This is a genomic window from Vagococcus penaei (assembly GCF_001998885.1).
In the GTDB taxonomy this organism is placed as follows: domain Bacteria; phylum Bacillota; class Bacilli; order Lactobacillales; family Vagococcaceae; genus Vagococcus; species Vagococcus penaei.
Genome location: NZ_CP019609.1, coordinates 1,332,433 through 1,356,062 on the forward strand (window position 1 = coordinate 1,332,433; position 23,630 = coordinate 1,356,062).

At 35.0% G+C, this 23,630-nt stretch carries 23 protein-coding genes; 16 read left to right on the forward strand and 7 right to left on the reverse strand.

Annotated features, from left to right (window positions below):
* The first annotated feature begins 74 nt into the window (after positions 1-74).
* Both BW732_RS06390 and BW732_RS06395 read left to right on the forward strand, forming a co-directional pair.
* Positions 75-662 carry a DEAD/DEAH box helicase family protein gene (locus tag BW732_RS06390; RefSeq protein ID WP_077275970.1) on the forward strand — a complete coding sequence of 196 codons (588 nt, stop codon included), beginning with the start codon at positions 75-77 and terminating at the stop codon, positions 660-662.
* 217 nt (positions 663-879) lie between these two features.
* Positions 880-1,773, forward strand: a complete 894-nt coding sequence (locus BW732_RS06395; RefSeq protein ID WP_077275971.1) for an SDR family oxidoreductase — start codon at positions 880-882, stop codon at positions 1,771-1,773.
* 68 nt (positions 1,774-1,841) lie between these two features.
* Here the strand turns inward: BW732_RS06395 and BW732_RS06400 are convergent, their stop codons facing one another.
* The 3 genes from BW732_RS06400 to BW732_RS06410 all read right to left on the reverse strand — a co-directional run bounded on the left by BW732_RS06400 (position 1,842) and on the right by BW732_RS06410 (position 4,427).
* Positions 1,842-2,603, reverse strand: a complete 762-nt coding sequence (locus BW732_RS06400; protein WP_077275972.1) for a class I SAM-dependent DNA methyltransferase — start codon at positions 2,601-2,603, stop codon at positions 1,842-1,844.
* A gap of 146 nt (positions 2,604-2,749) precedes the next feature.
* Positions 2,750-2,953 (reverse strand): hypothetical protein, encoded by a 204-nt coding sequence (locus BW732_RS06405; protein WP_077275973.1) that lies wholly within the window; start codon positions 2,951-2,953, stop codon positions 2,750-2,752.
* A 169-nt stretch (positions 2,954-3,122) separates the two neighbouring features.
* Complete coding sequence (locus BW732_RS06410; RefSeq protein ID WP_077275974.1) at positions 3,123-4,427, reverse strand: DUF3329 domain-containing protein; 1,305 nt, start codon at positions 4,425-4,427, stop codon at positions 3,123-3,125.
* A 643-nt stretch (positions 4,428-5,070) separates the two neighbouring features.
* Between BW732_RS06410 and rpsF the strand changes: the two genes are divergently transcribed.
* From rpsF to BW732_RS06445, 7 genes are all read left to right on the forward strand, one after another.
* Positions 5,071-5,370, forward strand: a complete 300-nt coding sequence (gene rpsF / locus BW732_RS06415) for a 30S ribosomal protein S6 (protein WP_077275975.1) — start codon at positions 5,071-5,073, stop codon at positions 5,368-5,370.
* A gap of 42 nt (positions 5,371-5,412) precedes the next feature.
* A complete protein-coding gene (gene ssb / locus BW732_RS06420) occupies positions 5,413-5,922 on the forward strand; it encodes a single-stranded DNA-binding protein (protein WP_077275976.1) in 510 nt (169 codons plus the stop codon).
* Positions 5,923-5,943: 21 nt separating this feature from the next.
* Positions 5,944-6,186: a 30S ribosomal protein S18 gene (rpsR, locus tag BW732_RS06425; RefSeq protein ID WP_077275977.1), complete on the forward strand. Its 243-nt coding sequence runs from the start codon at positions 5,944-5,946 to the stop codon at positions 6,184-6,186.
* Positions 6,187-6,326: 140 nt separating this feature from the next.
* Positions 6,327-6,779, forward strand: a complete 453-nt coding sequence (rplI, locus tag BW732_RS06430) for a 50S ribosomal protein L9 (protein ID WP_077275978.1) — start codon at positions 6,327-6,329, stop codon at positions 6,777-6,779.
* 22 nt (positions 6,780-6,801) lie between these two features.
* Complete coding sequence (dnaB, locus tag BW732_RS06435; protein ID WP_077275979.1) at positions 6,802-8,166, forward strand: replicative DNA helicase; 1,365 nt, start codon at positions 6,802-6,804, stop codon at positions 8,164-8,166.
* Between the two features lie 119 nt (positions 8,167-8,285).
* The gene (locus tag BW732_RS06440; protein WP_077275980.1) at positions 8,286-9,578 is read left to right on the forward strand and encodes an adenylosuccinate synthase; all 1,293 of its coding nucleotides are present in this window, start codon (positions 8,286-8,288) and stop codon (positions 9,576-9,578) included.
* Between the two features lie 71 nt (positions 9,579-9,649).
* Positions 9,650-10,525, forward strand: coding sequence for a DegV family protein (locus BW732_RS06445; RefSeq protein ID WP_077275981.1), 876 nt, complete (start codon positions 9,650-9,652; stop codon positions 10,523-10,525).
* Between the two features lie 126 nt (positions 10,526-10,651).
* Here BW732_RS06445 and BW732_RS06450 read toward each other — a convergent pair whose 3' ends face one another.
* The 4 genes from BW732_RS06450 to BW732_RS06465 form a co-directional block, all read right to left on the reverse strand.
* A complete protein-coding gene (locus BW732_RS06450; RefSeq protein WP_077275982.1) occupies positions 10,652-12,274 on the reverse strand; it encodes an ABC-F family ATP-binding cassette domain-containing protein in 1,623 nt (540 codons plus the stop codon).
* A gap of 266 nt (positions 12,275-12,540) precedes the next feature.
* Positions 12,541-13,527: a polyprenyl synthetase family protein gene (locus tag BW732_RS06455; RefSeq protein ID WP_077275983.1), complete on the reverse strand. Its 987-nt coding sequence runs from the start codon at positions 13,525-13,527 to the stop codon at positions 12,541-12,543.
* 23 nt (positions 13,528-13,550) lie between these two features.
* On the reverse strand, positions 13,551-14,075 hold the full coding sequence (locus BW732_RS06460) for a Gx transporter family protein (RefSeq protein ID WP_077275984.1): 525 nt from the start codon (positions 14,073-14,075) through the stop codon (positions 13,551-13,553).
* 125 nt (positions 14,076-14,200) lie between these two features.
* Positions 14,201-16,141, reverse strand: a complete 1,941-nt coding sequence (locus tag BW732_RS06465) for an NAD(P)/FAD-dependent oxidoreductase (protein WP_077275985.1) — start codon at positions 16,139-16,141, stop codon at positions 14,201-14,203.
* A gap of 289 nt (positions 16,142-16,430) precedes the next feature.
* Between BW732_RS06465 and BW732_RS06470 the strand changes: the two genes are divergently transcribed.
* The 7 genes from BW732_RS06470 (at position 16,431) to BW732_RS06500 (ending at position 23,630) form a co-directional block, all read left to right on the forward strand.
* Positions 16,431-16,988 (forward strand): FMN-binding protein, encoded by a 558-nt coding sequence (locus tag BW732_RS06470; protein WP_077275986.1) that lies wholly within the window; start codon positions 16,431-16,433, stop codon positions 16,986-16,988.
* A gap of 137 nt (positions 16,989-17,125) precedes the next feature.
* Positions 17,126-18,193: an FAD:protein FMN transferase gene (locus BW732_RS06475; RefSeq protein ID WP_077275987.1), complete on the forward strand. Its 1,068-nt coding sequence runs from the start codon at positions 17,126-17,128 to the stop codon at positions 18,191-18,193.
* A gap of 35 nt (positions 18,194-18,228) precedes the next feature.
* The gene (menA, locus tag BW732_RS06480) at positions 18,229-19,170 is read left to right on the forward strand and encodes a 1,4-dihydroxy-2-naphthoate polyprenyltransferase (protein ID WP_077275988.1); all 942 of its coding nucleotides are present in this window, start codon (positions 18,229-18,231) and stop codon (positions 19,168-19,170) included.
* Between the two features lie 162 nt (positions 19,171-19,332).
* A complete protein-coding gene (locus tag BW732_RS06485) occupies positions 19,333-20,331 on the forward strand; it encodes a LacI family DNA-binding transcriptional regulator (protein ID WP_077275989.1) in 999 nt (332 codons plus the stop codon).
* Between the two features lie 131 nt (positions 20,332-20,462).
* Entirely contained in the window at positions 20,463-21,764 is a 1,302-nt protein-coding gene (locus BW732_RS06490; RefSeq protein WP_077275990.1) for a pyrimidine-nucleoside phosphorylase, read from the forward strand.
* 339 nt (positions 21,765-22,103) lie between these two features.
* Complete coding sequence (locus BW732_RS06495) at positions 22,104-22,502, forward strand: cytidine deaminase (protein ID WP_077275991.1); 399 nt, start codon at positions 22,104-22,106, stop codon at positions 22,500-22,502.
* Positions 22,503-22,532: 30 nt separating this feature from the next.
* Positions 22,533-23,630, forward strand: coding sequence for a BMP family lipoprotein (locus BW732_RS06500; RefSeq protein WP_077276877.1), 1,098 nt, complete (start codon positions 22,533-22,535; stop codon positions 23,628-23,630).

Consider the following 23,630-nt stretch of genomic DNA (forward strand, 5'->3'; position numbering starts at 1 on the left):
TTAGAGAGATGCTTTCGTGATTATTTTTTCTTTCGTGTATTTCGTGTATACTGATGACTAAAAGGAATGATTGTATGGGACTAATCGTAATTATTGGTGCTCAAGCATCTGGAAAAATGACTGTCGGAAAAGAATTAGCAAATCAAATTCCTGGAAAATTATTATTTAATCATCAAACCCTCGATTTGTTTGCAAATTATTTAGGGTATACACCTGTTGCTTTTAAATTGTCTGATCAGACACGAAAAGAGTTATTTAAAGCCTTTGTGGCTAATCCTGAACAGAATGTAACGGAACAGATTATTTTTACGGTAGTGATTGATTTCAATGAACGAACGGATGTGGCTTTTTTGTCAGATATAACGCAAATTTTTAGACAAGCACAACAAGACGTGTATTTTGTTGAACTAATTACTGAATTAGAGGAGCGTATGAAACGCAATGTACATCCTGATAGATTACAAGCCAAACCATCCAAAAGAGACATTGACTTTTCAATGAATGAATTACTTATGACGGCTAAAAATAATCGCTTAGAAAGTAACCCTGGTGAAGTCGAACAATTATTTCCTGATATTCCTTATTGTCGGATACTTAATACTAATTTATCACCGAATGACGTTTGCCAAGTAATAATCAATCAGTTTCAGTTAGGCAACTGAAAGAATCATCTTGTTAGTATCACTGATTCCAGTTTAGATAGTTATTTTATTTAATGGTCAGATTTAAATTATCTGACCGTAGTCATTCTTAATTTATCTTTTAATCACAAAGAAGAAAAAAGACTAATAGTTATCATTTGTATTAATTTAACATCACTGATACAATTAATTTGCAGGTTATGTATAGTAACCAAATAAATTAGAGGTGGTTAGAATGATGACAGAACCAAAATTGATTGATCCTAGAACATTGTATTATACAGAGGACTATCCTCTTCAAGATCAAGGCAAGCCTGCTCTGCAAGACAAGATGACCCCTAAACCTGATTGTGGCGAAACTACTTATAAAGGTGCGAATGAACTTGAAAATCGTCGTGTATTAATTACTGGTGGTGATTCTGGTATCGGTCGTGCGGTGGCAATTGCCTATGCTCGTGAGGGTGCGGATGTTGCCATCCAATTTATTCCTGGCGAAGAGAAAGATGCGGAAGAAGTTGCTCATTATATCCGAGAGGCTGGTCGCAAAGCGCTATTACTTCCTTATGATTTGCGAGATGATGACTCACCAAAAGAAATGGTTGAAAAAACCGTAAATGAATTTGGTGGTTTGGACACACTTGTACTTAATGCCGCACAACAAATTTCGCAAACAGATGATGACGCATTTTCTGTCCAACAAGTGAAAGATACGTTTATGATTAATATTATCTCTATGTTTACTTTAGTTGATGCTGCGACAGCTTATTTACCTGCTGGTGGTGCGATTGTGACTACAACATCTATTCAAGCAACTAATCCTAGTCCACATGTGTTAGATTATGCGGCCACAAAAGCTGCCATTTCAAACTTTACTGTTGGTTTGGCGAAACGCCTTATACCTAAAGGCATCCGAGTGAACGGTGTTGCACCTGGTCCATTTTGGACTCCGTTACAACTTGATCATGGACAACCAGAATCCGCTATACCAGTTTTTGGTCAAGATAGCTTAATGGGTCGTTCTGGTCAACCAGTTGAGTTGGCTCCTGTTTATGTTTTCTTGGCTTCTAACAAAGCAAGCTATGTCACAGCTCAAATTTATGGTGTGACTGGCGGCGAAGCAATTAACCCTTAGAATGAATAAAAATAAAATAGCACTGACATAGCTTAAGTAAAGCGACGTCAGTGCTATTTTTTAGTTTATTAGTTTACGGTTGAATTATCTGGTTTAGTAGCAAAAAATGTGATAAGTGAATCCTGTGTATTTTTACCATAACCAGCTTCATAAGTAACCGAGGTAAAGCCAGCCTTTTCTAACAAGGAGATAAATTCCTGAATACCATACCAGTATAATGTAAAATGCGACAATTCTGTTTGTGTTACCTGTCCGTTAGAGACCAATTCATAACGATGAACATAAGAAACTTTTTGTTGATGCCAGTCCATATTTTGAGCAGTACTCGTAAATAAAAGACCTTCAGTATCTGTCAAAGGATAGTTACTAATACTTACTTCTTGTTCATTAAACCAGGTTGGTAGTTCTAAATCTACAATGAGAGTACCACTTGCTTCTAAGTGTTCGTAAAAAGACGTCAGAATATCAAGAATCAAATGATTAGGAATGAGACACAGACTTCCTGTTGGCATGATAATTGCTTCATACCGTTTTTTTAGGGCTAATTTCGTCAAATCCCCTTGGTAAAGCGTTCCTTTAACGTGATGAAGAGCCATATTTTTTTCGCACTGAGCGAGCATTGCAGAGGATAAATCAACCCCTTCAATATCTAATCCCTTTTCTAAATATGGAATCATCAGACGCCCTGTTCCCACACCTGCTTCTAAAATAGTACCTGTCAGTTGCTCTAAATATTGGTAATAATACTCTAAATCACCATTAATTGAAAAACCAACGGGCTTAGTTAAATCATATAGTCTAGTACTCAGTTCACCATATTCGATAAACATATATCAATCAACTCCTATGTGGTTAATAAAATAACTATTAAAAAAAACTCTTTGTGTAAATTATACTATATTGGCATTTTTTTTCGATTTTTTATCTATGGTTGATAACATAGAGATGTAATTATGCAAAGGAAAATAGTAGGACTCTATTCTTGTTCATTTAGGGTGTTTGTGGCTTTTATTTCTAAATTAGTTGGATTGGTGCCTGGTGAGATAGCCATCGCGCTAGAATTTAATCCGTTATTCACTAGAGTTTTCTCCCACTTTTTTTCTAAATTGACTCCCTGAGCTCGCAACTGATCATTTTTAATACGAATCTTCTCTGATTTCAATAATTTTTTGCCTCTCATAAAAATTCCTCCAGTGCTTTTCTTTCATTGTAACACGATTAGTCTAGAAGATAGATTGATGAAATAGTCTAAGATATAGCCGTATTTTTAAATGACTAATAAAAAAAACTCTCATTATCTGAGAGTTTTTGAGTCAATACTAGGTCGTATGTCTTAAATATAGTCGCTTTCAGTCACCGACTATTGACTTAACACCAAAATATTTTGCCATCCATACATTAAACCAGGCATTTTTAGAAGGATGTAGATTTGCTGTTCCATTGTATGGATTATATAGTGATTTAGAGGGTGTCAATCTTTTTAAGACAACCGAATCGTTCGGACTAGATTTTTTTAAAATGTTTAGTTGTTGATTGACTTCTCTAGTATTGATTGCAATATCTGAGAAAGCCTTAAAGTAAATAAAGCCTGATACTAAGAGTATTAAAAAAGTACCAAAAAGCTGTAATTTAATTATTTGATAGCACATATTTAGTAAGTAAGCTAAAATGATGATTAGTAACATTGACGATATAAATAAAGTCCTTAGAGGAACTTCAGGAGACAATATTAAGCTATAAATTGAAGAAAAATAACCAATTAGCAATATCGTTAGATAATAGATATTAGTTTTCTTCATTTTTTTAGTAAGGACCAAGTAGATAATTAAACTAATAATCATGATATATAGATAGATAAATTGCGACAATGTGAGTTGAGTGATCATCTTAAAATGTTGTATTAAAATTTCTGGTGTAATGTCCATGGCCCCACGTTTCAGTGAACCTGGGGACTTCATCATTAACATAAAACCCAAACTTGATGACAGTATGCCTGTTATTCTCCACACACTAATTTTTTTATTATTTAATAAACTCCAAAATAGTAATAAGATGGCTATTATTATAATTGTTGGTCCACTATTTTCGTTAGTTGCTCCCGATAAAAAACCTAAAATAATGGACACAGTTAAAGTTAGTAGATTCGTTTGATAGCTTTGTAGATTAAATAAAAGGAATCCAAGGTATATTAACGATGTCCACAAATAATTTGCTGAACCTGACATCCAAAGTACTGTTTTACCAAATTCAGGAATAAACAACCATAATAATAAAAGTATTTGTAAAGTTAATAAATTTTTATTCTTTAATCTATTTGTTGATTTGGTGATACCTAAAATAAGAATTGCTACTGCTAAAAATGCTAGACTATTAAAAATATTAAATATAGCTTTATTAAATTGCATAAAAAATTGGAGTATAGAATGAGCGACAAATCGACCATTCCACACGGTATAATGTCTTATTTTTGACCGAATAATTGACTGCCAGCCACTGATTTTTTCAAGATGTTCTGTGGGAAATGGTTCTTTATAAACATAATGATAGATGTAGTCATCAGACGTAAAAAATGTTAGATTGTTCAATAATAATAGTAAAAAAAAGAATAGTATGAGTATTCCCCAAAAAAATATTTTATCTTTTTTATTATTCATATTCACGAGACTCCTTTAATAAATAATTAAAGTAACAATAACATAATATTTTGTCTAATTAAATAAAATTTCTGTTCTTTTTATACATAAAAGTAGACATTTTTAAAAAAACGCTTCCATTTTTATAATAATCATGCTATAATACGAAGTGTAAGGGATAGAAGTCCCCCATGAGGTGATCCACTGAAGACTGAGTAATTTAGAAGGTTGCAAGAGGAGAAAACTTATGGATAGTATGTACGAAGAAGGCTACATACATCTTGCAAAGAAACAAGAAGATGAGTACGTACAAGAGAAGGAGCGTGGGGATGTGTCATATTCCTTACAGGTAAAGGATTTGCCTAGCAATTAGTTAACGCAGTCATGAACAGTTAAGCAGTAAGGTATCATTGTTCAAAGTTAACGTGATAATTGCTAGGTTATTTTTTTTGTCCCAAAAAATTTAAACCCAAAAGCGAATCTTAAATATGATAACCATAACGTAATCATAGTAAATGAAAAAAGATCAAATAATTTATTGCTAAAGCTATTGCGTTCATTGAATTAAAACTGTATAATGTTCTAATGTGAGTAGACAGGTAAGTTTACTTTCCTTGTTCCTATATTTTTTAGGAACCTTAAGTCCATAAGGAGGTGAAAATCAATGAATCAGGCAGTTAATTACGAAATTATGTACATTATTCGTCCTAACATTGAAGAAGAAGCAAAAGGTGCTCTTGTAGATCGTTTTAATACTATCTTGAAAGACAATGGAGCTGAAGTTTTAGAATCTAAACAATGGGAAAAACGTCGTTTAGCTTATGAAATTAAAGACTTCCATGAAGGCATTTACCATATTGTAAAAGTTTCTTCAACAAATGCTGACGCGATTAATGAATTTGATCGTCTTGCTAAAATCAATGCTGACATTTTACGTCACATGGTTGTTAGAGAAGAAAACTAAAAATGTTTCACGTGAAACATTAAAACGATAGGAGATGTGCAAATGATTAATAATGTGGTGTTAGTCGGAAGACTTACTAAAGATCCAGATTTACGTTTTACGTCAAATGGATCAGCTGTTGCCTCGTTTACTTTGGCAGTTAACCGTAATTTCACTAATCATAGTGGAGAACGCGAAGCTGACTTTATTAATTGTGTTATCTGGAGAAAACCTGCTGAAACACTTGCTAATTATGCTCGTAAGGGTACTTTATTAGGTGTGGTTGGTCGGATTCAAACCAGAAATTATGAAAATCAACAAGGTCAACGTGTTTATGTGACAGAAGTAGTATGCGAAAACTTCCAATTATTAGAGTCTAAAAATGCGTCTGAAAAAAGACAGCAACATAGTGGCGATTTTAATAGTAATTTTTCTCAAGACCAAAATAATCAATCATTTGAACAACCTTCATTTTCAAGTAAAAATGACATGCCGAATTTTGATCGAAATAGTGATCCTTTTGAAGGTTCTTCACAAAAGATTGATATCTCGGATGACGATTTACCATTCTAAGATAGAATAGGAGGAGCACAAATGGCAGCTCAACAAAGAAGAGGCGGAAAAAAACGTCGTAAAGTATGTTACTTCACATCAAATCATATCGAACATATCGATTACAAAGATGTTGATTTATTACAAAGATTTGTTTCTGAACGTGGCAAAATTTTACCACGTCGTGTAACAGGTACAAGCGCTAAATATCAACGACCATTAACTATCGCTATTAAACGCGCTAGAATTATGGGATTATTACCATTCGTTGGTGAAGAAGCATAAAAGTTCAACTAACAAGCATTCACTAGTTTATAGTGGATGCTTTTTTGCATCTTGCTATGTTTATGAAAACTTCAATAATTATGGTAAAATAGTGATTAGCTAATAGGCTTAATAATGATAATACAAGGAGTGGATGATAGATGAAAGTTATTTTCTTACAAGATGTTAAAGGCAAAGGTAAAAAAGGTGAAGTGAAGGATGTTGCAGTTGGGTATGCCCAAAACTTTTTATTAAAAAAAGGCTTAGCTAAAGAAGCAACACCGCAAGCATTAAGTGAATTAAAAGGGAAAAATAAAGCTAAAGAAAAAGAAGAAGCTGAATTACTTGCTGAATCAGAGCAACTTAAAGAAATTATTGAAAAAGAAGGTTTTGAAGTTGTTTTAAAATCAAAAGCTGGCGAAGATGGTCGTTTGTTTGGTTCAATTCCGTCAAAACAAATTGCTGATGCATTAGAAAAACAACACAAAATTAAAGTAGATAAACGTAAAATGGAATTAAATCAACCAATTAAAGCATTAGGTTATACGAATGTACCAATCAAATTACATAAACAAGTAACAGCGAAGTTACGTGTACATGTCGTAACAGAATAAGAGATAGATAGGAGTATGTTGAATGGAAATGATTCAACAAGATCGAATACCACCTCAAAGTGTCGAGGCTGAACAAGCCGTATTAGGCTCAGTTTTTCTAAATTCAGATGCCATTATTGAAGCGATGGAGTATATTGATGCGCAAGATTTTTATCGACGTGCACACCAACTGATTTTTCAAACGATGGTTGAATTAAATAATAAGAATGAGCCAATTGATGTTATAACAATTAAGGATGAACTTGAGCAAAAAGGCTTGATGGAAGATATTGGTGGACTCAGTTACTTATCAGAATTAACAGTAAATGTCCCGACAGCTGCTAATGTTGGCTATTACGCTAAAATTGTTGAACAAAAAGCACTACTACGCAAGTTGATCCAAACGGCTACAGAGATTGTCACAAGTGGTTTCGAGCAAGGGGACGATGTTGAGTCTATTTTAGATGATGCTGAACGTCGCATTTTAGAAGTCTCGGAAAAACGTAATCGAAGTGGATTTTTAGCTATTTCGGATGTATTAGGTGAATCGATTAGTCAAATCGAGAAGTTGGCCCAACAAGGTGATACAATTACCGGTTTACCAACTGGTTATCATGCCTTAGATAAGATGACTGCTGGTTTACAGCCAGAAGAGTTAATTATCTTAGCTGCACGTCCAGCTGTTGGTAAGACGGCATTTGCTTTAAATATTGCTCAAAATGTTGGAACTAAGACAGATAAATCTGTTGCGATTTTTAGTTTAGAAATGAGTGCTGAATCATTAGTTAATCGGATGCTTTGTTCGGAAGGTTTAGTGGATGCGAGCCATTTAAAAACGGGGCAACTAACTGATGAAGAGTGGGATAACTTAATTATAGCAATGGGAAGTTTATCTCGAGCGAGTATCTTTATCGATGATACACCTGGGATTAAAATTTCTGAAATTCGAGCTAAATGTCGTAAATTAGCCCAAGAACAAGGTAATTTAGGCCTAATTTTAATCGATTATTTACAATTAATTGAAGGAACTGGTCGTGAAAATCGTCAGCAGGAAGTTTCCGAAATTTCTCGACAGTTGAAGAAATTATCTAAAGAGTTACATGTACCAGTTATTGCCTTGTCACAGTTATCTCGTGGTGTTGAGCAACGTCAGGATAAACGTCCGGTTTTAAGTGATATTCGTGAGTCAGGTTCGATTGAGCAAGATGCGGATATTGTGGCCTTTCTTTATCGTGATGATTACTACCAACGCGAAGGTGATGATGAAGATGGCGATAACCAAGCACCAAATAATGTGATTGAAGTAATTATTGAAAAGAACCGTAGTGGAGCACGTGGAACAGTCGAATTATTGTTTGTTAAAGAGTATAATAAATTTTCATCACTTTCGACACGTGAAGAGTATTAATGTTCGTTTTTATTAAAAAATTACAGTTTTTTAATGTTAAATGTTCGAAAATAATTGATTGAACTAGGGTTTACTGGTAAAATAGTTAAGTAATAGATATCATAGAATGGAGTGTTCATATGTCATCAGTAGTAGTTGTTGGAACACAGTGGGGCGATGAAGGTAAAGGTAAAATTACCGATTTTTTAAGTGAGAATGCAGAAGTTATCGCTCGTTATCAAGGTGGAGATAATGCCGGTCATACGATTCAATTTGATGGAGTTACTTATAAATTACATTTAATTCCTTCTGGTATTTTTTATTCAGATAAAATTAGTGTGATTGGTAATGGTGTTGTTGTTAATCCTAAGTCATTGACCAAAGAATTAGCGTATTTAGCTGATCATGGTGTTGCGACGAATAATTTGCGAATTTCTGATCGTGCGCATGTTATTTTACCTTATCATATTAAACTAGACCAATTACAAGAAGAGTCTAAAGGCGAAAATAAAATTGGAACAACGATTAAAGGAATTGGACCAGCTTATATGGATAAAGCAGCACGTGTTGGTATTCGAATTGCTGACTTGTTAGATAAAGAAATTTTTGCTGAACGTCTAAAGAGTAACTTAGAAGATAAAAATCGTCAATTTGTTAAAATGTATGATAGCGAACCATTGGCTTTCGATGATATTTTTGAAGAGTACTATGAATATGGTCAACAAATTAAACAATACGTCACTGACACATCAGTCATTTTAAATGATGCATTAGATGATGGTAAACGTGTTTTATTTGAAGGAGCTCAAGGTGTGATGCTCGATATTGACCAAGGAACATATCCATTCGTGACGTCATCAAATCCAGTTGCTGGGGGTGTCACAATTGGTAGTGGTGTTGGCCCATCTAAAATTAATCGCGTGGTAGGTGTTTGTAAAGCTTACACATCTCGTGTTGGTGATGGCCCTTTCCCAACAGAATTATTTGATGAAACAGGAAATCAAATTCGTGAAGTTGGTCGGGAATATGGGACAACAACTGGTCGTCCTCGTCGTGTTGGTTGGTTCGATACGGTTGTCATGCGTCATTCTAAACGTGTTTCTGGTATTACAAACTTATCATTAAATTCAATTGATGTTTTAACTGGTTTGCCAACAGTTAAAATTTGTACAGCGTATGAATTAGATGGTGAGAAAATCTATCATTACCCAGCAAGCTTAAAAGAGTTATCACGTTGTAAACCAGTTTATGAAGAATTACCTGGTTGGACAGAAGATATTACTGCTTGTAAAACTTTAGCTGATTTACCTGAAAATGCACGAAATTACGTTCACCGTGTATCAGAATTAGTAGGTGTGCGCATTTCAACGTTTTCTGTTGGTCCAGACCGGACCCAGACAAATGTGTTGGAGAGTGTTTGGGCACAAATTTAATTAACGATTTAGGAGGGGAGAGTTGTCAAACTCTTCCTTTTTTGATATAAACAAGGAGAGGAGTGTGGAAAATGACAGACAAATTTGATTTATTAGTTGATTCATGTTGTGATTTACCTTATGAAGTAATTGAAAAAAATCGTGTACAACTCATTAGTATGGTTGTAAATCTTAACGGAAAAGAATATATTGATGATCTAGGTAAAACTTTTGATTATGGATGGTTTATGGATGCACTTAAAGAGGGCGCTATGCCTAGTACGTCGCAGATTAATTTAGGTACATATTTAGAATGTTTTAAACCATATATAGATAGTAAGCAACCGTTACTTTATCTTTCTTTTTCATCAGGTCTAAGCGGGTCTTATCAAAACGCGGTAAGCGCGTTACAAATGTTAAAAGAGGAAAATGAAGTCGTCAACGTTACCATTATCGATTCAAAAGCTGCTTGTTTGGGTGAGGGCTTACTAATAACTCATTTAATGCGTTTGAAAGAGGAAGGCAAGACATTAGAAGATGTCCTTGTTTGGTTAGATGAGCATATGGATTATTTACACTCATGGGTAACGGTCAATGATTTGAATCACTTAGAACGTGGTGGCCGCATTTCTAAAACATCTGCAGCTATTGGTAGTTTAATAAAGATTAAACCAATTATTGTGATGAATGCAGATGGAAAATTGATTAATATTGGTAAAGTGCGTGGTCGGAAGCATTCATTAAAAGAATTAGTGCAAAAAACAGGTGAAACAATTCGTGATAGTGAAGAACAAGAATTATTTGTGGCATATGCAGGTGATTTAGAGGCTGCAGAAATGGTAAAAGAATTGTTATTGGAATCATTAGACATAAAAGGTGTACGGTTATTTCCAATGGGACCAACGATAGCTAGTCATACAGGTTATGGCGCAATTGCTATCTTCTCTTTTGGAGAAAAAAGAGCTTAATCATATGCGTTTTAGTGCCTAATTTAGTCGTCCTATTATCGGTCTTATTTGCAATTATTTATTATTTAATAGAAAAAAATGTGTCTATTACGCGTATCAAACCACGTAATAGGCACATTTTTATTTTTAGTTAAATAATCCTTGTAATTGCTCTTTGACAGTTGCATTTTCTAAGAATTCATCATAAGTTGTTTCAGCACGATCGACAACGCCTTTATCAGATACAGCAATAATTCGGTTTGCTGTTGTTTGAATAAATTGGTGGTCATGTGATGAGAAGAGAATTGAGCCATTGAAGGCAATTAAGCCATCATTTAAAGCAGTAATTGATTCTAAGTCTAAGTGATTCGTTGGATCGTCTAAAACTAGAACGTTTGCTTTTGATAACATTAACTTAGATAACATACAACGGACTTTTTCGCCCCCTGACAAGACATTAACTGGTTTCAAGACTTCTTCACCAGAGAAAAGCATTCTTCCTAAGAAACTACGTAAGAAGGTATTATCATCTTCTTCTTTTGACGCATATTGTCGTAACCAGTCCAAGATTGGTTGCTCTTTTGAAAATTCCTCGCTTGTATCTTTTGGTAAGTAAGCTTGACTAGTTGTGACTCCCCAATGTACAGTACCAGAATCAGGTTCTAAGTCGCCCATAATAATTTTGAATAATGTTGTCGTTGTGATATCGTCTTTTGCTACAAAGGCAACTTTATCATCTTTATTTAAGATAAATGTCACATTATCAAGAATTTTCTTACCATCAATTGTTTTAGAAACATTTTCGACACGTAGTAGGTCATTTCCAATTTCACGCTCTGCTTTAAAGCCTACAAATGGGTAACGACGAGAAGATGGTTGAATATCATCTAATTCAATTTTTTCAAGCATTTTTTTACGTGATGTGGCTTGTTTTGATTTTGATGCATTGGCGCTAAAGCGTGCGATAAATTCTTTTAGTTCTTTGACTTTTTCTTCTTTTTTCGAGTTTTGGTCAGCTTGTAATTTTGCTGCTAACTGACTTGACTCTAACCAAAAATCATAATTTCCAACATATAATTGGATTTTACCAAAGTCTAAGTCAGCCATATGCGTACAGACTTTATTTAGGAAATGACGGTCATGGGAAACGATAATAACAGTATTATCAAAGTTAATTAGAAATTCTTCTAACCAAGCAATTGATTCAATATCTAAACCGTTTGTCGGCTCATCAAGTAAAAGAACATCAGGTTTACCAAACAAAGCTTGCGCAAGTAAGACTTTAACTTTTTGACCTGCAGGTAATTCACCCATTTTTAAGTCATGTAAAGCTTCTGGGATGTTTAGACCTTGAAGTAAGCTAGCTGCTTCTGACTCGGCTTCCCACCCATTTAATTCGGCGAATTCACCTTCTAATTCGGCTGCTTTAATGCCATCTTCATCGGTAAAATCCTCTTTCATGTAAATGGCATTTTTTTCTTGCATAATTTCATATAAGCGTTTATGTCCCATAATAACGGTTTCTAAAACAGTTGAATCTTCATAATCAAAATGATTTTGTTTTAATGTCGCTAGACGCTCATCTGGGCCTAAAGCAACATTTCCAGTTGTCGGGTCAATTTCACCAGATAAAATCTTTAGGAATGTCGATTTTCCAGCACCATTGGCACCAATTAAGCCGTAGCAATTTCCTGGGGTAAATTTAATATTCACATCATCAAATAATTTACGATCTGGAAATTGTAAACTAACGTTTGTTACTGTAATCATATGGATGTAATCCTCACTTTATTTTTTATTCATGATAGTCATGGCATCTTCCCGATTATATCGAGGTTATTGAGTGAATGCAAGTATGTTGGAAGGAATAACGTAAAAAGAAAAAGTTTAAGCATCTCTTAGCCTGACGTGGCAACTAACCTGGAACGATAAGTTACTCGAACCATTTTAATGTACGACGATCAGACTATTGGAAATGGGTAACTAACTTAAAAATTAACACAACGGACAGTCGCTTGATATGTCCGCTGTGTTAATTAATGTTGCCTTTTTAAAATCATTGCTGTTAATTGATAGATTGTTTCTTTTGTTTGTAGCTTATTATCTGGTAGTGATTGAATAAGAGTTAGCGCCTTTTTAGTATAGTCCTCAGCCAACTGATAAGCTTGTTCAACCCCCTCAAATTTTGTGACTAACTCATAAACTTTCTTGGTATCGTCGTCAGTCATTTGGTCTTTTTTGCTTAGTAAATTAGTAAATGCATCAGGATTTCTTTGTAACGCACAAATCAGTGGCAAACTGTATACTCCCTGTTTGACATCTTCTAGGACTGGTTTACCAATAGTCTCTTGATTTTGAGAATAGTCTAAAATATCATCGATAATTTGAAAGGTAATCCCAATAGCTTTACCAATTTCACGGCAAGTCGTAGCTAATTTGCGAGAGCCGCCATTTTCGTAACAACCTAGGAAGCAGCTTAAAGCGAATAACTCAGCAGTTTTTCCTGAAATATTTTTTAAATAGTCATCAATAGTCACATCTAATTGATAGCGTGAATTCATTTGACCTAATTCTCCTAATAAGACAGTTTCCATACTAGTTGAGTTTAGTTGAATGCTTTTTAAGGAATCAGAATAGTTAGCTAAAAGTTTAAAACAAACAATAAATAAGTAATCTCCAGCATAAACGGCCACATCTTTACTGAATTTTGTTTGTAGGGTGTTAACTCCACGTCGCATATCCGCTTCATCCACGATATCATCATGTATTAGTGTTGCTGTATGCAACGTTTCAATTGCGGCAGCTAAGGCCACGCTTTTTTTGACATTCTTTTTTCTACCTAATTCTGCGAATAGGAGTAAGTAAGCGGGACGTAATAGCTTACCACCAGCATGAATGATAGCTAGAATGGATTGCTCCACTTCTTTATTTGGTAGATTGATTGAGGAAGTCATTAGGTCAAGCGTCGCAGCTAATTCTTTTTTTAGGGTAGGATACTGGTTCCACATTGGATGAATTTGCATCTTATTGACTCCTTTAAGATATGTTAATCATAATTAATTTTAAATTCTTGCATTGTTTTAACGTGTGTCATCAAATAGTTAGCGGCAATACCAATTGCAATACCTGCTAGAATGCCAATCCAAGATAAGACAGGTAAGTAGAGCATGACTGTCCAAGAACGTGCAATCCAACTAGCTACGAGAAGCTGGCCAACATTATGTAAAAAACCACCTAAGGCACTAATTCCAATCGTACTAATACGTTTTGGCCCCAGTGATTTGACAAGTAGCATACCAAAGTAACTCAAGAGAGCCCCTGCAGCACTATACATTAGCGTTGAAATTGTTCCACCTAATAGTGTGGTTAGAAAAAGACGCATAATAACAAGTGTAAAACTATCTTTTGGTGGCATTGTGAAGAGTGCAATTACAGTAATTAAATTGGCTAAGCCGAGTTTTGCTCCTGGTGCAATGGCAAATGGAAAAGGAATCATGTTTTCTAATAGGCCAATGATTACACCTTGAGCAACGAGTAAAGCAATATAAATTAAGCGTTTATTTTTAGTCATGGTGATTCTCCTAACATAGTGAGAATACTATTATTTTGCAGTTAGAGCAATTAAATTATATAAAATAAAGTTCTAGAAGTTATTCTTCTAGAACTTTATTATGAGTCATTAACTTTGATTATGACTTAGTGCCCATAGCGTGATTTAATGTCGCCATACCACCAGTTACCTAGTGTGCGTTGTAACCATGGGATTACCCATTTGTCTAAACCAAAGGCACGTCCAGAACCGTTCATCAAGGCAAAGGCAACAAACAAGAACCAAATATTTACCCAGTAGAACATTCCTGATAGACAGAACATAATAACCAGAACAATAGTTGCAGCATTGGCTAACCAAGTGAATAGACCAACGATGATTGCTAAGGCAATACAAATTTCAACAATTGTCATGAATTTTTGCATAAACAAAGCAACCTCTTGATTAGGCATCATGAATTTCATGATTGAACCAAACCAATCTGGCATCGACTTGAACACTGTCATTGGTGTTTCGCCATATGCATAACTTAAACCAAAGATAGGATCTGGGGCAGCGGCAGCGGCAGCGGCAGCCGCATCGACTGCACCAGTTGCGGCTGTTGTAGCTTCGGCAGCTGAGGCACCAGAAGTAGCATCAGCTGTTTGTTGTAGCCATGGGAATGGGAAGACAACAGTGTCTGTAAACCAAGAACCTTCACCAAACCAAGTGCTAGGTTTCAAGACTTGACCGTTACCAACAACTTTTTTCATGGATTCAACTAACCAAACAGCACCATAAAATACGCGTAGAGGTACTGACCATAAAACATTACTATTACGTGAGGTGTGTCCACGGAAAATATTCCGTTCGTCTTTAATACGGAAGAATTCGTGCATGATGTATTGGAACATATAGTAGCCTGAACGAACGTCAAAGAAGTAACGCAAATTAATGATATGTTTCATTAACATAGCGAAAAAGCCACTCATATGAATCTTATCAAAGACACAGGCTACAGCATATTTTGAACCAATTGATACCATGAAGCCATCATATTTGCCTTTATAGGCTTCTTTTTCACCACCAGCAATGGCAGCAATAATATTTTTTGCTGCACAGTGTCCTGTTTGCTCAGCTGCTTGAACGATTTGAGGTGTTGGACGGTTTTCTTTATCCGTTTCTTCGAAGTAAACCAAATCACCAACAACATAAATATTTTTATCTTCATAGCCTTTTGCTTGCATAAATTCATTGGCAACTAAGCGATTAGCACGGGCTTTTTCCATACCAAATTCTTCGGCATCGCTATTAGCCTTCACACCAGCTGTCCAAATCAATGTATTCGTTGCAATTTTGTCACCAGATTTTAAGACAATATGATCTTCGGCAACTTCAACAATCGGTGTGTCTTTTAAAATTTGAACTTTTTTCTTAACTAAATATTTTTCAGCTTTTGCAGCATCGTTACGGTCAAGCATATTTAAAATAGTTGGAGCTGCTTCAACGACCAGTAAGCTAATATCATCAGGTGAAATTTTGTTGTCAAAAGCCAGACGATCTTTCCAGTCGATTAATTCACCGACCATTTCAATACCTGTAAAGCCTGAGCCACATACAACAAAGGTTAGCATCGCTTTGCGTTTTTCAGCATCCGGTTCTAGAGCTGCTAAAGCGACCGTACGCTCAATATGATGACGTAGCTTAATTGCATCTTCCATTGACCATAAAGTGAATCCGTTTTCTTTAACTCCAGGTGTACCAAAGTCATTTGGCTCGCCACCCATTCCTAGAACAAGGTAATCAAATGCAAAAGACCCGTCTTGTGTTGTGACAACTTTTTTCTCTTTATCAATAGTGACAACTTCGTCTGTGATAACACTCACATTCTTACGTTTGCAAAATAGACGGTGCAAATCATATTGAATAGCAGTTGGTTCAACACGCCCACCAGCAACTTCATGAAGTTCAGTCATCATGGTTTGATAAGAATGACGATCAATTAATGTAATATGAACATCATTTTTTTTCAATTTTTTCGACAGCATTTTAGTTGCTGCAACTCCGGAATATCCGGCACCAACAACAACGATTTCTGTTTTAGCCATATTAACTCTCCTTTTCAATTTAAAATTAGAATAATAATGAAATAATAATAGCGATTACGTGAAAAAAAATACACAATCGATACCATTATATATTCTGTGATAAAAAAAGTCTATCGAAATCTGAATAGTTCACTAATAATATAGCTCAATTATATAAGAAAGGGGATGTTTCATTAGAAAATTGTGAAAAAATTATCAATAGGTTTGCATTTTTAGGATGTTTGTTATACAATTTATTTTGTAAAAAGGTTTTCAAACAATTAAAAAATAAAAAAGGCAGGTATTTATTATGAAAATGAAAAAACTGATTTCTAGTGTGACGCTATTAGCATTATCAACATTAGTATTAGCTGCTTGTGGCGATAAAAAAGACGATAAAAAAGACGAAGGAACAAAAGCTTCATCATCAGAAGTTGTAAAAACTGAATCTTCTGAATCAAAAACATCTGATTCTAAATCAACTGCAAAAGCTGAATTAAAAGACGGTGAATACACATTAGAAGAAAAAAATGAAAATAATGGTTACCGTACAGTCTTTACAATTGTTGTGAAAGACGGCAAAATTGCTGAGTCTAAATATGACAATATCAACAAAGACGGCAAGTCAAAAACTGGTGACGCAGAATATAACAAAATGATGAAAGAAAAATCTGGTACTTCACCAGACATCTTTATCCCAGAATTAAATAAAGCTTTAGAAGAAGCTCAAGATCCAGATGTAGTTGATGTGGTTTCTGGTGCAACACATTCATCAAATTCTTTCAAAGATTACGCAAAACAATTAGTTGCAGCAGCTGAAAAAGGCGACACAGCTAAAATTGAAATTGACAACAAAGTAGAAAAATAAGTCACTGACTTCGTTCTTTTACAGGTTAAGAGTCACGATTAGCGACAAGTCCTATACCTAGGATTTGTCGCTATTTCTATTAAAAAACGACTATGGTATAGTGTGTGTAATCATAAAATAAATTGGGGATGAAGAACATGCAAAAAAGAATAAACTGGTTGCTTTTGTTGCTACTTCCAGTACTCGTTGTTATAGGCATAACAGGTTGTGGTAAAAAAACAGAGCCGACCACAAAACTAAGGCAGGAACCTTATTCTGATCAGCAGTTTTTAATGGGGACGTATGTGAAAGTACAAATTTTCGATGAGGATAAAAAAGATATCTTACCTAAAGTTTATGACCGTATCAAGGAATTGGATAAAAAAATTACGGTTAATGAGCCGGGTTCTGAAGTTGATGAGATTAATCAAAATGCGGGTGTTAAGCCAGTTAAAGTATCAGAAGATGTGTTTAGATTGATTCAAGAATCGGTTAAATATAGTGAAGAATCGTCTGGTGGGTTTGATTTAACGGTTGGACCAATTATACAACTTTGGCATATTGGGTTTGATGATGCACGTAAACCTAGTCAAGAAGAAATTGATACCGCTCTAAAATTAGTTGATTACCATAAAGTTAAATTGGATGAAAAACAGCAGACAGTTTATTTAGAGGAAAAGGGAATGTCACTTGATTTAGGTGCGATTGCTAAGGGATTTATTACAGATGAAGCAATTAAAGTTTTAAAAACGAATGACGTGACGAGTGCTATTGTTGACTTAGGTGGTAACGTGTATGTACTTGGTAATAGTCCCCGGGGAAAAGATGGCACATGGCGTGTTGGAATTCAAGATCCGAATGAAGCACGAAATACCGTTGTCGGTTCAGTTGCAGAGAAAAATAAATCGTTGGTGACATCAGGCATCTATGAACGTAATTTAACAGTTGACGGTAAGACGTATCATCATTTGTTTAACCCAAAAACTGGCTATCCATTTGAAAACGATATTGCAGGAGTGACGATTATCTCAGATACTTCTATAGCAGGAGATGGTCTATCAACGGCTATTTTTTCAATGGGAGTTAAAAATGGCTTGGCTTTTGTTGAAAAACGTCCAGATGTCGAGGCAATTTTTGTTACTAAAGAGGATCATATTTATTTAAGTAAAGGTATACGTGATAATTTTAAGTTGAATGAGGAATCACATTATGTGATTAAGCAGTGAAAGAAGGTTTTGAGTAAAAATAAGGAGTTAGGGTTATGACAGTTAAAGTATTTTTAGAATTAGTTGAAATTCGAACTAAACTTGCAAGCTTGTTTCCATTCGTGATTGGCTGGTTATTTTCACTTTACTATTTTGAGCAGGTTAATATTGAAAATATGATTTTATTTTTTGCTGCCATGCTGTCATTTGATATGGCAACGACAGCAATTAATAATTTGATGGATTATAAAAAAGCTCATGATAATGAATACCAAAAAACGATGAATATTGTTGGTGTCGCTAGTTTGGATGTTAAGCATGTTTCGTGGCTTATTTACGGTATGATTGCCTTTTCTAGTGTGATTGGCTTAATCTTAACTTATCGGACAAGTTTATTACTGCTTATGATGGGCGGTTTATGTTTTTTAATTGGAATTTTTTATACATTTGGACCTGTTCCATTATCTCGAATGCCTTTGGGCGAAATGTTTAGTGGCGTGACGATGGGGTTTGGTATTTTTTTCATCACTATCTATCTTAATATTGCGCACCTAGATATTATAACCTTTGTCTGGCAAGGGAATTTAATTGGTCTTTATGGTAATGTCTCCCAATTAGTCGCTATCGTTTGGGCTTCCTTGCCTTTGATTTTTACCATTGCTAACATCATGTTGGCTAATAACCTATGTGATTTAGACCAAGATGTTAAAAATCATCGTTATACTTTACCGTTTTATCTTGGACGCGAGAATGGTATTCGTCTGTTTAATGTATTGATGTATGGATGTTACGCCACTATTATCATTGGTATTATTTTTGGCGTATACCACTGGGTAATGTTTGTGGTTTTATTGACTTTACCGAAAATTAAAGCCAATACGCAATTATTTACTCAAAAACAAATTAAGTCTGAGACATTTAGTGTATCTATTAAAAATTTAGTTTTATTTAACGGTGCTCAAATTATTGGTTTACTACTTAGTATCGTATTACGCTAATAGCCTGATAACTTATAAAAAAACAATTAATTATCAGTGACGTACAATCAATGTGCCTGATAATTAGTTGTTTTTTTAATTAAAGATACCTAAGTAATTGTCAGATAGTCAAAATTTTTGGTATGATACGACTATTAGAGAGAGTTGTTGGAGGTGTATTGGATGAAAGTGACAATTAAAGATATCGCAAGTATGGCTGGGGTTTCAACGACAACAGTATCGCAGATTTTAAATAATAAGGGGCAACGTTTTAGTGAAGAAACTAGACGTCGAGTCTTAAAGGCAGTTGCAGACACAGATTATAGCCCAGATTATTTTGCTAAAAATATGGTACAAAAAGAATCCAAAACGGTGGGAATGATTGTACCAGATGTGACAGATTTATTTTTCTCGAAAGTAATTGAAGGTGTGGAATCATATTTGAATGAAAAAGATTACATGATTTTATTATGTAATTCAAAACACTCTGAAACAATGGAGCGGAAGTATATTAAACAATTACAAAATCGTTCAGTTGCGGGGATTATTTTGGCTAGTCCCAATGCCATTGAACTCGAAAAATATATGCGTAGTTGTCCAAACATGCTAATTGACCGTGGATTAAATACACGTGAGCAAGGAAATATTTTAGTGGATGAATATGGCGGTTACTATGATGCAGTGCAATATTTAATCGATAATGGACATAAAAAAATTGGGATGCTAACTAATGAGTCTGGTTATTATGAAATGACTGACCGCTACCAAGCCTACTATGAGTGCTTACTAAACAATGGGTTAGATTATGATTCGTCCTTTATTGAAGACGGCCCTGTCTCGATTCAAGGTGGTTATGAAGCAGCAACACGCTTACTTGCTCGTGAAAATTTGACAGCGCTTTGTTGTGGAAATGATCAGATGGCAATTGGAGCATACCGAGCAGCTTTTGATAAAGGATTATCTATTCCTGATGACATTTCAATCGTTGGATTTGATAATCTTGAGATTACAGCATTTTTAAATCCACCTTTAACGACAGTGGATCAGCCAGCTTTTGAAATTGGCTATACAGCGGCAAAATTACTTTTCCGTGCGATTAATTTTCCTGAAGATCAAATTCCTAATATTAATTATGAGGCTAATTTAATTGTCCGAGCTAGTACAAAAAATATTGACAGATAGACTAAGCTAATGTTATAGTCTAAATGTAAGCGCTATATATACAAAAAAGAACTTGTAAACCGCTTTACAAGTTTTATTAGTCAAAGTAAACCGCTTTACAAAGCGGACTAATGTATGGAGGTTTGTGCAACATGAGAGTAGTAGATATTATACAAAAGAAACGTGACCAAAGTGTTTTGTCACAAGAAGAAATTAACTTCTTAATTGATGGTTACACGGATGGTTCAATTCCAGATTATCAGATGAGTGCCTTTTTAATGTCAGTTTTTTTCAACGACATGACAGATGAAGAAATTACTTACTTAACTATGGCTATGAGTCAATCAGGTGATATGATTGATTTATCTGAAATTGAAGGCATTAAAGTAGATAAGCATTCAACTGGTGGTGTAGGTGATACTACAACATTAGTTTTAGCACCATTAGTTGCCTCGGTTGGAGCAGCCGTTGCTAAGATGAGTGGACGTGGCTTAGGTCATACAGGTGGAACGATTGATAAGCTAGAAGCAATTCCTGGTTTCCAAGTGGAAATTCCGAATGATGAATTTATTAAGTTAGTAAATGAAAGTCATGTGGCAGTGACTGGTCAATCAGGCGACTTAGCGCCAGCTGATAAGAAAATTTATGCATTGCGTGATGTGACTGCAACAGTTGATTCAATTCCGTTAATTGCAAGTTCTATTATGAGTAAAAAAATTGCTTCTGGAGCGGACGCTATTGTCTTAGATGTGACAACTGGTGATGGCGCTTTCATGAAGAATTTAGCCGATGCAGAACGATTAGCACATACAATGGTGCGTATTGGTAAATTAGCCAATCGTCAAACAATGGCAATTATTTCTGATATGTCACAGCCTTTAGGTAACGCGATTGGAAATGCTAATGAGATCAAAGAAGCGATTGATGCTTTGAAAGGTGATGGCCCAGCTGACTTGATGGAAATGGTTTATGTTTTAGGAAGTCAAATGGTTGTCTTAGCTAAAAAAGCTGATTCATTAGAAGAAGCACGTAAGATGCTTGAAGAAAGTATTGCTTCAGGTCAAGCACTCGATAAATTTAAAGAAATGATCCGTAACCAAGGTGGCGATGACTCTGTTGTTGACGATCCATCGAAATTACCACAACCTGCCTATTTGATTGAGGTACCTGCTAAACGTAGTGGGGTTATCTCTAAAATAGTCGCTGATCAAGTTGGTGTGGCAGCAATGTTATTAGGAGCTGGACGACGCACTAAAGAAGACCCTATTGATTATGCTGTTGGTTTGTATTTAAATAAAAAAGTCGGTGATGCGGTTACTGAGGGTGAATCATTAGTAACTATTCAATCTAATCGTGAAGACGTTGCAGATGTAATAGAAGTTTTATATAATAATATTACGATTTCTGAACAAGGTGAGGAACCAACACTAATTCATGAAATTATTACCGAATAATTACAGTTCTATTAAAAATATAGTTTGTATTTAATTTAGATAGTTGCGAAACATGACTAAACATAGTATCTTTATCATTGTAAGGGTTTCAAATGAATAAAAGTTAAATTTACTTTATTTTTACAAAAAAAGTTAAACTTAACAATAGGTTAATGTTAGCTTTTGAAAGGCTTTCATGAGTTTGATTCACTGGAAAAAATTATTTTTATTCCACACTAGAGGAAAAAAATAGTAGAATGAGTGGTAGGGTACTTGCTGGATGATTGTAATAAAAAAACAATTGTATCTCATAATATGTTAGACTAATCTTATAGTCTGAAGACAGATAGGAGTTTACTAATGGAACAAAAAAAACAACAGTTAATTGAAGTTGCTAAAGAAGCGCTCCAAACAGCATATGTTCCTTATTCTGAATTTCCAGTCGGAGCAGCGTTATTAACAAAAGAGGGCCAGATTTTTTCTGGTTGTAATATCGAAAATGCCTCATTTGGCTTAACGAACTGTGCCGAACGAACAGCAATCTTTAAAGCTGTTTCCGAAGGTCAAAAAGAGTTCCAACATTTAGTGGTAATTGGTCAAACAGAACAGCCAATCTCACCATGTGGAGCCTGTCGACAAGTTCTTGTTGAATTTTGTCAGCCAGACATGCCAGTGACTCTTTGCAATTTGAATGGTGATTTAAAGGAGACGACCATTCAAGAATTATTGCCATACTCCTTTACTGAAATTGAGCATTAAAAAATAAAAATAAATTGGAGGATTTTGATGATGAAAAAATCAACAAAATTTGGTATTACACTATTAACTACAGGTTTACTAGTTGGATTAGCTGCTTGTGGTAGTGGAAGCAAAGATGCTAAAAAAGATGACAGCAGTGCGAAGAAAGATGATAAAAATCATAGCGTTGCTATCATTACTGACGTTGGTGGGGTAGATGATAAATCATTTAACCAATCAGCATGGGAAGGGTTAGAAGCTTGGGGTAAAAAACATGACATGTCTAAAGGTGTCGATGGCTATGACTACATCCAATCTAACGATGCATCTGAATATACAACAAATATTGACCAAGCTGTATCAAGTGGCTTCAAAACAATTTTTGGTATTGGTTATTTATTAACAGATGCTGTAACAGCTGCAGCTGATCAAAATCCTGATACAAACTTTGGTATCATCGATGCTGTTATCGAAGGTAAAGACAACGTTGTTTCTGCAACATTTAAAGACAATGAAGCGGCTTATTTAGCTGGTATTGCTGCTGCATACACAACTAAAACAGATAAAGTTGGCTTTATCGGTGGAGAAGAAGGACCTGTAATTGACCGTTTCGAAGCTGGATTTGTTATGGGTGTTCAAGATGGCGCGAAAGAATTGAAAAAAGATATCAAAGTTGATGTGAAATATGCAGCATCATTTGGTGACCCTGCAAAAGGTAAGGCTTTAGCAGCTAAAATTTACCAAGATGGCGCAGATATTATTTATCACGCTTCTGGTGGTACTGGACCTGGAATCTTCCAAGAAGCGAAAAGTATCAATGAAAAACGCGATCCAGACGATAAAGTTTGGGTAATCGGTGTGGATAGAAACCAACAAGAAGATGGTAACTATAAAGCAAAAGATGGTAAAGAATCTAACTTTACATTAACTTCAACAATTAAAGGTGTTGGCGCTGCTGTAGAAGATATTTCGACTCGTGCATTAGAAGACAAATTCCCTGGTGGCGAACACTTAAGCTATGGATTAAAAGATGGCGGTGTTGAATTGGTTGATGGTAACTTAGACGCTAAAGCATTAGATGCTGTAAAAGCTGCTCGCGAACGTGTTATTAAAGGTGAAGTTGAAATTCCTGAAACTCCTAAAAAATAA